Origin of the sequence: Arsenophonus nasoniae DSM 15247 (genome assembly GCF_000429565.1) — a bacterium.
GTDB classification, from domain to species: Bacteria; Pseudomonadota; Gammaproteobacteria; order Enterobacterales; family Enterobacteriaceae; genus Arsenophonus; species Arsenophonus nasoniae.
In genome coordinates this window covers 1-10,346 of the sequence record NZ_AUCC01000095.1, presented here as the reverse complement: position 1 = coordinate 10,346, position 10,346 = coordinate 1, and the positions used below count along the sequence as shown (strand labels likewise).

10 protein-coding genes and 1 riboswitch are annotated in these 10,346 nt (G+C 37.3%); of the genes, 4 read left to right on the top strand and 6 right to left on the bottom strand.

The genetic code is table 11. The annotated features are described in order from the left end of the window. Positions 1–69 precede the first annotated feature (69 nt). Together G468_RS23465 and G468_RS0114490 are read left to right on the top strand one after the other, a co-directional pair. Positions 70–441, top strand: coding sequence for an IS630 transposase-related protein (locus G468_RS23465; protein WP_034249224.1), 372 nt, complete (start codon positions 70–72; stop codon positions 439–441). Between the two features lie 5 nt (positions 442–446). Beyond that, on the top strand, positions 447–938 hold the full coding sequence (locus G468_RS0114490) for an IS630 family transposase (protein WP_026821750.1): 492 nt from the start codon (positions 447–449) through the stop codon (positions 936–938). Between the two features lie 94 nt (positions 939–1,032). On the opposite strand, the gene G468_RS21240 is transcribed toward G468_RS0114490, so the two are convergent. The 3 genes from G468_RS21240 to speA all read right to left on the bottom strand — a co-directional run bounded on the left by G468_RS21240 (position 1,033) and on the right by speA (position 5,029). Then, entirely contained in the window at positions 1,033–1,833 is an 801-nt protein-coding gene (locus G468_RS21240) for an anthrax toxin-like adenylyl cyclase domain-containing protein (RefSeq protein WP_051297131.1), read from the bottom strand. A 216-nt stretch (positions 1,834–2,049) separates the two neighbouring features. Continuing rightward, positions 2,050–2,973: an agmatinase gene (gene speB / locus G468_RS0114480; RefSeq protein ID WP_026823701.1), complete on the bottom strand. Its 924-nt coding sequence runs from the start codon at positions 2,971–2,973 to the stop codon at positions 2,050–2,052. A 148-nt stretch (positions 2,974–3,121) separates the two neighbouring features. Then, a complete protein-coding gene (speA, locus tag G468_RS0114475) occupies positions 3,122–5,029 on the bottom strand; it encodes a biosynthetic arginine decarboxylase (RefSeq protein WP_026823700.1) in 1,908 nt (635 codons plus the stop codon). Positions 5,030–5,678: 649 nt separating this feature from the next. Here speA and metK point away from each other — a divergent pair. After that, a complete protein-coding gene (gene metK / locus G468_RS0114470) occupies positions 5,679–6,839 on the top strand; it encodes a methionine adenosyltransferase (protein WP_026823699.1) in 1,161 nt (386 codons plus the stop codon). Between the two features lie 183 nt (positions 6,840–7,022). Beyond that, a complete protein-coding gene (locus G468_RS0114465) occupies positions 7,023–7,529 on the top strand; it encodes a SprT family zinc-dependent metalloprotease (RefSeq protein WP_026823698.1) in 507 nt (168 codons plus the stop codon). Between the two features lie 26 nt (positions 7,530–7,555). On the opposite strand, the gene G468_RS0114460 is transcribed toward G468_RS0114465, so the two are convergent. The 3 genes from G468_RS0114460 to G468_RS0114450 all read right to left on the bottom strand — a co-directional run bounded on the left by G468_RS0114460 (position 7,556) and on the right by G468_RS0114450 (position 10,260). Then, positions 7,556–8,620, bottom strand: coding sequence for a magnesium transporter (locus G468_RS0114460; RefSeq protein WP_026823697.1), 1,065 nt, complete (start codon positions 8,618–8,620; stop codon positions 7,556–7,558). A 72-nt stretch (positions 8,621–8,692) separates the two neighbouring features. Then, a riboswitch (M-box (ykoK) riboswitch) is annotated at positions 8,693–8,865 on the bottom strand. A 171-nt stretch (positions 8,866–9,036) separates the two neighbouring features. Next, positions 9,037–9,384 (bottom strand): DUF6694 family lipoprotein, encoded by a 348-nt coding sequence (locus tag G468_RS0114455; protein WP_026823696.1) that lies wholly within the window; start codon positions 9,382–9,384, stop codon positions 9,037–9,039. Between the two features lie 297 nt (positions 9,385–9,681). Further along, positions 9,682–10,260 (bottom strand): YceI family protein, encoded by a 579-nt coding sequence (locus G468_RS0114450; protein WP_034250096.1) that lies wholly within the window; start codon positions 10,258–10,260, stop codon positions 9,682–9,684. Between the last annotated feature and the right edge of the window lie 86 nt (positions 10,261–10,346).

Below are 10,346 nucleotides of genomic sequence, written 5' to 3'. Positions count from 1 at the left end.
TATAGCGCTACCCATTAACAAATGGTCAAAATTATTGTTAAAATAAAATACTTTAATAAGTATAAAACAATGTCATATAGCGTAGATCTAAGAGAACGTGCAGTGAAAGCGGTTCATGAAGGAATGAACAAAATAAAAGTATGCAAAATTTTTAATATAGCAAGACAAACGCTGTATAACTGGCTTTATTTAGAAAAAATTCAAGGTCATTTAAACCCACAAACAGGTTTTCAAAAAGGACATAGCCATGGAATAAAAGATTTAAATGAATTTCGTGAATTTGTTGCCCACCATGGAGATTATACGCAAGTAGAAATGGCCGAAATTTATCGTGTAGGCTCATCAACGATAGGAAGAGCGATGAAAAAAATAGGTTATTCTAGAAAAAAAAGAGCCAAACTTATGCCGAAAGAAGCGAAGAAAAACGCGCGGCCTATTTAGCTGAAATAAAAGCTGTTTGCCTTGAGCAAAGGGTCTTTGTCGATGAATCAGGGATGAATGATAATGATTTTTATCCCTATGGTTACAGCGCTATTGGTAAAAGATATTATGAAGCACAGCCAGGCCATTATAAAAAAAGAATTAGCATGATAGGCGCGTTATGCAATCAAGATTTTATGGCGCCCTTCATGTTTCAAGGTCACTGTAATACACAGGTATTTGAACTATATATTGAAAATATTTTGATCCCTAAATTAACGAAAGGAAAAACGGTTATCATTGATAATGCCTCTTTCCATAAATCAGAAAAAATTAAAAACTTAATGCAAGCAGCTGGAATAAAGCTTATTTACTTGCCTCCCTATTCTCCCGATTTAAATCCTATAGAACATTATTGGCATAAAATTAAAAATTCAATTAGAAAATTAATGCGTAATTCTAAATTATTATTAGAAAATGCTATGGAGCAGACTCTTAAAGAAACGTCTATTTTTTAGTGGTCATAGCTATACTATATTTTCCAATCACTTTAGGCAAAAATAGCGTCACTGGAAAATTGTCTGTCAATTCTGATGACTCATTATTCACATCTCATCCATGATGAATAAGTTTATGCTGTTCATCGCGATCCAATGCGTGATGAATATCATCGGCTAATTTCAGCAAACGCTGGTTTGCGGTTCCTAATTTGACATCATTACGTTCACTCGGTACCACAGTATCAAGCGTGCCATAATCGCCAATATGAGGAGCGACTAATAATAAATCATAGTCAGGCACAAAGGGTTCGTGTATTTCCGGTTCACTTAAGACATAAATGGGTTTCCCAGCTATTTCTATTCGATAGTAATTATTACTATTAGATTGATAAATAGCTTCAAATTGATATTCCTGTCCAGTTGGTGATCGCGCTAACAAAACCATTTTATCACCATACGGTTGAGATAAGTCGAGGCAAGTTAACTTAATCAATTCATTGATCCTGTCACGGGTTATCGTTAAAGGTACATATACCGCCTCGCCATTTTCTATGTTTTTTCGGATCAAGGCATTATACTTTTCCACTCGCTCTGGCTGTCCGACGAGCTTGCTAAAATTTTGATCAACACAAATAAATCCGGCTTGAGGCCCCCAATCGGCGCTCTTTCCTTTAATGCTAAGTGGCTTAGTCGGATAACCGGCTTCTATTAAAGATGTCGCTAAGGGACTAATCGGTCTAATACCATAAATGAGATTTTTTTGAATGGCATAATTAGAAAGCGTTTTTAAATGTGTTGCTGGAATGCCTGTTATTGGCTGACTTTCCTGATAACCAGCAGAATCAGCAGATTCGACTGCCATTTGTCGATGATAGGTGGCATTTAAGATTGAATTATTAGATACACTAAGCATTTATACTTCATTTTTATCACAAAAAGAGTAATAGATTACCTAATTTATTACAAAAAATATAACCAAATAGCTACCTTTAATAAGTAAAAAATAAATTTAGATTGATTGCATGACTTAACGAATACTGTTTCAATTTAATAGATAACTAGTTGACTTAAGTACAAATAAAAATGTGCCATAAATGGCACATTTTTGTTGTAAAATTATGTGGTTGAGTTAGGATTTTTTAGTCGCCTGAATATAAAGCATATCCAATGCGATGGTCGCCGCTGCTAAGGCAGTGATTTGAGATTGATCATAAGCTGGAGCCACTTCAACAATATCCATACCAACAATATTTAATGGCTGCAAACCCCGCAATAATTTTAAGGCACGATCACTGGTTAATCCACCGACAACGGGTGTTCCTGTACCCGGCGCAAAAGCCGGATCCAGACAATCGATATCAAAGGTTAAATATATAGGTAATTCACCCACTGTAGACTTTATCTGGGCAATAATATCTTCCGGCCGTGCGTCATTCACATAAGCCGCATCCAACACCGTAAAACCATTGTCTTTATCATATTCAGTCCGAATACCAATCTGAATGGAGTGAGTCGCATCAATGAGCCCTTCACTAGGCGCATGATAAAACATAGTACCATGATCAAATTTACTACCATTGCTATAGGTATCGGTATGTGCGTCAAAATGAACCAACGCCATTTTACCAAAATGCTTAGCATGGGCACGTAATAAAGGTAAAGTAACGAAGTGATCGCCACCAAAGGTTAAACATCTTTTGCCGGCTGCCAATAACTTTTCGATATGGGCTTGCAACTTATCACTCATATCTTGTGCATCGCCAAAAGCAAAAACCAGATCACCACAATCAACTATTTTTAACTGCTCTCTGAGATCAAACTGCCATGGCCAACGTTTACCTTCCCATGCCAGGTTTGCTGATACTTGTCGAATAGCAGCCGGCCCATGCCGGCTGCCGGCACGGCCTGATGTCGCCATATCAAAAGGAACACCGGTGATCACCCATTCTGCATCACTATCATAAGGTGAAAAATGAAGTGGAAAACGCATGAAACCAAAGGCATTAGAAACTAAAGAGTTATCTTCCTGATTATTTAATGTATTATTAATCATATAATTTATCTCAAACTGTTTATTAGTGAGTAACCTTTACTATATAAGACTACTGCGCTTTTCCTTGGCATCCTCCCCGCGCTAAAGAACCAGGTTTTACAGCGCACCGGATAAAATTATTTCACTTTGCTAAATCACCTTGGCTAACTTATATTGACTCACCTTCTAAATAGGTATAACCATATAATCCTGTCTCAAATTCAGCCAGAAACTGTTCCTTTAAACTTTTCGTCAAATCCTTACTATTAACTTGATCACGAAAAAGCGTCAATAGCATTTTAGGATCTAACTTGACGTAATGGAGCATATCCGCCACTGAATCTCCCTCTTCACTTTGTAAATATCTGACTTCACCTGAATTATCAATATAGACATCAATCGCCGCTGTATCGCCAAACAAATTATGCATATTACCTAATATTTTTTGATAAGCTCCTACCATAAAAAATCCTATCATTGGCGGCTCTTCCGGATCGTAATTAGGCATTGGCATGGTAGCAGCGATACCCTCACCATCAATATAATGGTCAATAATACCATCTGAATCACAGGTAATATCTAATAATACCGCTCGACGCTCTAATGGCGCATTTAATCCTTGAATTGGCAATACGGGGAAAAGTTGGTCAATACCCCATGCATCCGGCATAGATTGAAATAGCGAAAAGTTCACATATAGCTTATCAGCCATCCGCTCTTGTAATTCATCGATAATAGGACGATGAGCGCGATTACTGGGATCTAAATCCTGCTGAATACGACGACAAATATTAAGATAGAGCTCCTCAGCCCAAGCACGCTCTGTCAAATTCAACATGCCATGGGCATATTGGGTATGCACGTCATATAATGAAAGTTGACTATCATGCAGCCATTCACGCAATGAACGACCATTTCCCTGTTGCATTTCATTCCAAGTTTCCCACAAAGAAATAAGCGATAACTCGGTATCTTTTGGTGGTGGCGTGATCTTAGTAAACTCATTACGTTCAACACCAATGACATTGGAAACTAATACGGTATGATGAGCGGTTAGCGCTCGACCTGACTCGGTGATGACCGTTGGATGCCCTAGCCCATGTTCATCACAAGCTTCACCTATCGCCCAGATAACATTATTGGCATATTCATTTAAACCATAGTTAACAGAACAATCCGACTGCGAACGCGTACCTTCATAATCAACGCCAAGACCACCGCCAACATCAAAACACTCAATCTTGACACCTAATTTATGTAGCTCAACATAAAAACGAGCTGACTCTCTAGCGCCTGTCGCAATATCACGGATATTAGACATCTGAGAACCTAAATGGAAATGTAATAATTGCAAACTTTCCAAACGCCCGACACTTCTTAATGTATCAACCAACTGTAAAACCTGAGCGGCTGCCAAACCAAATTTTGATTTTTCACCACCACTCGCTTGCCATTTCCCCGAACCTTGTGATGCCAAACGCGCTCTTACTCCCAAACGAGGAATCACATCTAATCTTTTCGCTTCATCCAGAACTAGGTCAATCTCAGTCATTTTTTCAATCACTAAGTAGACTTTATGCCCAAGTTTTTCGCCAATCAACGCTAAACGAATATATTCCCGATCTTTATAACCATTACAAACAATTACTGATTTTGTCATACCAGCATGGGCTAATACAGCCATTAATTCTGCTTTGGAGCCCGCTTCTAAACCTAAAGGTTCTCCTGATCGCACTAAAGTTTCAATCACTCGCCGCTGCTGATTTACTTTAATTGGGTAGACAAGAAAGTAATCACCTTGATAACCGTAATCACGACGCGCCCGTTCAAATGCAGCATTAATTGATCGCAATCGATGTTGTAAAATTTGCGGAAAACAAAAAAGTGCCGGCAAACGTAGATGTTGCTGTTCTTCCTGTACTTGTTCAACTAATGCGGCTAAATCAATTTTTGCTTCAGGTTGGTCAAGATTTGGGCACACACTAATATTACCTTGTTCATTAACTTGGTAATAGCCACCTCCCCAATATGCAATATTGTAGGTTTGTTGCATTTTACGCGCGATATTATTCTTCATAGTTATCTCCTGAAATGGAGTATGAGTTTCACTTCTTTCCTAACTTAGCAGATCTAACAAGGTAATATTCTGTGCAAATTTTAAAACTGCAGGAAACAGCAATAACTCTATTTAAAAGGATTAATGACAATTCAACAATCATTCTGTTATTGAAAGTTACAAAATAACTTATCAATAAATGATTTTAGTCTGTCTCGAGTACGACCTATAATTTCGTCTAGCAGCCGTAATATAGAGAAAGGAAATAGAAGCGGGTACACAGACATTAAGCTGTGATAATTGGTAATTTGCTATTTGCTGATAATGGAACATTACCCATTCACCTCAAAATATGGCTTAAGAACATTCAATCTCAGAACGTAACCATTTTAAATTGAGAAGTAGCATCAATATCGATACTACCGCATAACGCTGATGAGAAAAAAAGTTCATCAGTTATCGCGCTGTTTATACCTCTATTAAAAGAAAAATGCAAAATCAAATTGAATAAAACATCAACAAATTTATCTCTATTTTGCGAATCCGTTTTTTAACGATAAACAAATATAAAAAACCGCTAGCCATAGCGCCAAATTAACATTAAAATGGACGTCTGGATGGTAATACATCTAATTCAGTTTCTCCGAATTTTTAAGGTAATAAAACATCTATGACCACACATCTTTTCACTTCTGAATCAGTCTCAGAAGGTCATCCTGATAAAATTGCTGACCAAATTTCAGACGCAGTTCTCGATGCAATTCTTGAACAAGATCCAAATGCACGCGTTGCCTGTGAAACCTATGTAAAAACAGGTATGGTAATGGTTGGCGGTGAAATTACGACCAGCGCCTGGGTAGATATAGAAGAAATTACGCGGCGTACAATACGCGAAATCGGCTATACCAGCTCCGATATGGGCTTTGATGCCAACTCCTGTGCTGTTATCAGTGCAATTGGCAAACAATCGCCTGATATTAATCAAGGCGTAGATCGCGCAAATCCTTCGGAACAAGGCGCTGGCGATCAAGGGATCATGTTTGGCTATGCTAATAACGAAACCGATGTTCTTATGCCGGCGCCAATTACTTATGCCCACCGCTTAGTGGAACGGCAAGCTGAAATGCGAAAAAATGGTACTTTGCCCTGGTTACGCCCAGATGCTAAAAGTCAAATTACTTTCCAATATGAAAATAATAAAATAGTGGGCATTGATACCATTGTCTTATCTACGCAGCATGCTGAGGAAATTAAACAAAACACCTTATCAGAAGCCGTAATGGACGAAATTATTAAGCCAGTATTACCGACAGAATGGCTCCACAAAAATACCAAATATTTTATTAATCCCACAGGTCGTTTTGTTATAGGTGGCCCAATGGGCGATTGTGGCTTAACCGGCCGTAAAATTATCGTCGATACTTATGGTGGCATGGCTCGCCATGGTGGTGGTGCTTTTTCTGGTAAAGATCCCTCTAAAGTCGATCGTTCTGCTGCCTATGCAGCGCGCTATGTAGCAAAGAATATTGTTGCCGCAGGACTGGCTGATCGCTGTGAAATTCAAATTTCTTATGCAATTGGTATCGCTGAACCAACATCCATCATGATCGAAACTTTCGGTACAGAAAAAATAGCCAATGACACGCTTGTTCATTTAGTACATGAAATTTTTGATCTACGTCCCTATGGTCTAGTGAAAATGCTCAATTTATTACAACCTATTTACCGTCAAACCGCAGCATATGGACATTTTGGCCGTTCTCAATTTCCATGGGAAAAAACAGATAAAGTTGCTGAACTTCGTGCAGCCGCAGGTTTAACTAACGAGTAGTCGATTTTATCTTGTTAAAACAGCAAAGGGACAGTTAGATAACTCTCCCTTTTGCTGTTTTAGATCTAGATAAAAATAACAATTGGTTATTGAATTTTTCCAATACTTATTTAATAAAGACCATAATAAATTAATTTCTTTTATTCTGAGCTGACTCTTTGTCCATTTAACTATGTTAATAATATGAAATCACAGCGAGTACCGATCGCTTTACAACAGATTGTCATGCGAGTATTGCGCAACAAACTGGCTACAGCGAGTACTAAATTGGAAAAAACCTTTACAGAACCATTGATCAATTACCGACAGCGAGGAACCATTGCCGGTAGTGCCCATCTACAAGCATGGGAAATTCGGCTTAACCCGATTTTACTGATTGAAAATGGTGAGATTTTTATCAATCAAGTTATTCCCCATGAGTTAGCCCACTTATTGGTTTATCACTGTTTTGGTAAAACAGCCCCGCATGGTAAAGAATGGAAATGGATGATGGCCGTGATCCTGGAAGTTCTACCGCAGACAACACATCAGTTTGCTTTAACCTCTATTCGTAAGCAGATCTTTCATTACCATTGCCAGTGCGACCTATCACATCAATTAACCCTACGCCGGCACAACAAAATCCAACACGGTAAAGGGGAGTATATTTGCAAAAAATGTGGTCAATATCTCGTTTGGCAAAATCAATAGGAGAGCAATTCACTCTCCCTGATTGATCAAGCTAAATCAGTCATAATCAACTTCGCAATTTCAAAGTAAATAATTAATCCTGTGCCATCTATAAAAGTAGCAATAAAAGGCGCAGAAACAATAGCAGGATCAATATTCAATCGTTTTAGTACCATTGGAATAATAGAAGAAACGATCGCACTCCATACAGTAATTGCCATCATAGTCAAACCAACAACAAGGGTAACTTGATAGCCAACATCCAGGATCCAAGCACGAAATATGCCAACACAACCTATCGTTAATGCCACTAAAAAGGACGTAGATATCTCTTTTTTAAGCACTGCACCTAGATTACGTAAACTCACTTCTCCTAGCGCCATTGCCCTAACTAAAGTAGAAGTTATTTGAGTACCACTATTGCCACCAGTGCCAATTAATAAGGGAATAAAAAAAGCTAATGAAATAGCCGATTCCAGCTGATCGGAAAAAGCTTTCAATACTGTACCAGTATAAGCTTCAGCCACAAATAACATCAATAACCAAACAACGCGTTTACGCCATAATGTTATTGGGCTGGTTGACATATAAGGCACTTCTAAAGGTAGAGTTGCTCCTTGCAGGTGGGCATCTTGGGTGTTCTCATCCTCAATTAATTCAGCGATATCTTGCGCGCGCAATACCCCTTTTAGTTTAGAAAACTCCACAACCGGAATAGAATCAACATCACAATGATTAAGTAGAGCAAAAACCTCTTCACGTGATTGTTCTGGTGAAACAGAAAAGAAATCACGTCGCATAATATCTGAGACTAGTAGTTCATCCGATGAGGTTAATAATGTTTTCATCAATAACAGACCATTTAGATATTTATCTTTATCAATAACATAAAGATAAGTCGGGATCTGATCGCCGGTAAGTATATTAGCCAGATTATTTTTAATAGCAGCAACAGAATCATTCATAGAAACAGCGATATAGGATTGACTCATATAAGCACTAACTTTTACTTCATCAAAATTATTATGCTGCTGCTCATTGAAATTTTCTGCATGACTATTTGCCGGACACACCACACTGGGTGCCGTTTTTTGTAGGGATGTTAACTTCATTTTCGAAACCCTATCACTGTTATAAACTGCAAACAGTTCTCAAATAGGGGCAAAACCAGATGCGAGAATATTAAGCTATCTCAACGTCTCAGTTTTAGCACTATACAACGTATCCTGCAACCAGCAGGAAGTTACATGGGGATACACCTTGACTCGATATATCCTGTCCTGATCTTGGGCGTCTCTCGACGTCGTCAGATCAGCAACCTATGTTTGTATAGGAGCCTCGCCTAACGAGATACTGCACCGTGCTTAATATTAAAATTAATATTAACTCGGGCAGATTATAATGAAGCTAAATAACTTTTCCAATTATAGTGTTACTTATGGTTTAGTTTTTGTTTAAGTTGATAAATAATAGAATCGATCAGCTAAATTAATAAACGAAAATATATTTAAAATCGTAAGTTATTTAATTAAAAAAGCAAATGTTCATCAAACGCCAGACGATCTATTTTTATCTTTTTTGCTTCATTAATAACTTGTTCTGCTGTTTTACCATCTAAGGTGCGGCAAATCCGTTTTTCCAATGCTCTTGAAGCAGCTCTTTCACCAAGTTGACGATATTCATCAAAATTAATACTATTAAACATAGTAATATCAATAGCTTCATCAAATTGCTGCTGTTTTTCAAAAGAGAGAGAATCTCGTACTTCAGCAATAGAAGAACGTAATAATTGCTTATTTTTGCCATTTAGTTTTAATTGTTGTTCACAACCCAGCAACAAAAAACTGATGAAGAAAATTAATAGATTAAATCTCATTATATAACGCCCTTCTCTCTGTTTTTAATTATCAGCATAGCAAAATTAAAACCAATAAACTTGAGTATAATGAAAATTTAAAGAGAATAATTGTAAAAAAAATTTTCATATTGCTGGTGAAAATTAACAGCAATACCTTATTGCTTATTAGTTGTTACAGAGTAAAAATAAAATTTAAATACAATCAAGTTACTATTCATTAAATAGCCATAAATTAAAATAGTTTATTTAATATACTGTTATTTTTTCAAAATAATTGAAAGAGCCAATACAGGCTCTTTCGATATTACTTTTATTTTATGGTAATTTAACACCTTCAAGAGAAATAATAAGTTCAGCTTCTTGCGATTTAGGCCCGAGATCTTTTTGAAAATTAAAATCTTTCAATTTAATTTTTCCAGTTGCCTCAAAACCTACACGATAGCCCCCCCATGGATCGTCACCTTTTCCGATTAAGATAGCATTAAGTACTAATGGTTTTGTTACCCCATTTAACGTCAATTGCCCCTCTATATGATAAGCACCCTTGACTTGACTGACCTTAGTGGAAATAAAAGTTGCCTCAGGATATTTTTTTACATTAAAAAAATCGGCACTACGCAAATGTTTATCGCGTTCTGCATGATTAGTATCAATGCTTGCAGTATTGATCACCACCTTGACTTGATCATTTTGTGGATTTTTTTCATCAAAGGTGAAACTACCGGTAAAATTCTTAAAACTACCATAAACCCAACTGTAACCTAAATGTTGGATGCGAAACTGAATAAAAGCATGTTGACCTTCATTATCAATTTTATAATTTGCGGCTATTGCTGAATTAATGCTCAATAGCAAAATTGTGGTGACTAGCGTTAAAAAAATTTTTTTCAACATAACTATCTCCAATAAGTTAGTTTCTTGAACGTAGCACGCTACGCGTGAGCGGCGCAGCGGTGCTGCTTCGGGGATGTTAATGAGTT

What these genes read in the sequence shown, in the direction of transcription:
- G468_RS23465 (WP_034249224.1), top strand. Translation starts at nt 70, where the DNA reads ATGTCATATAGCGTAGATCTAAGAGAACGTGCAGTGAAAGCGGTTCAT.
- G468_RS21240 (WP_051297131.1), bottom strand. Translation starts at nt 1,833, where the DNA reads ATGCTTAGTGTATCTAATAATTCAATCTTAAATGCCACCTATCATCGA.
- speB (WP_026823701.1), bottom strand. Translation starts at nt 2,973, where the DNA reads ATGATTAATAATACATTAAATAATCAGGAAGATAACTCTTTAGTTTCT.
- speA (WP_026823700.1), bottom strand. Translation starts at nt 5,029, where the DNA reads ATGAAGAATAATATCGCGCGTAAAATGCAACAAACCTACAATATTGCA.
- metK (WP_026823699.1), top strand. Translation starts at nt 5,679, where the DNA reads ATGACCACACATCTTTTCACTTCTGAATCAGTCTCAGAAGGTCATCCT.
- G468_RS0114465 (WP_026823698.1), top strand. Translation starts at nt 7,023, where the DNA reads ATGAAATCACAGCGAGTACCGATCGCTTTACAACAGATTGTCATGCGA.
- G468_RS0114460 (WP_026823697.1), bottom strand. Translation starts at nt 8,620, where the DNA reads ATGAAGTTAACATCCCTACAAAAAACGGCACCCAGTGTGGTGTGTCCG.
- G468_RS0114455 (WP_026823696.1), bottom strand. Translation starts at nt 9,384, where the DNA reads ATGAGATTTAATCTATTAATTTTCTTCATCAGTTTTTTGTTGCTGGGT.
- G468_RS0114450 (WP_034250096.1), bottom strand. Translation starts at nt 10,260, where the DNA reads ATGTTGAAAAAAATTTTTTTAACGCTAGTCACCACAATTTTGCTATTG.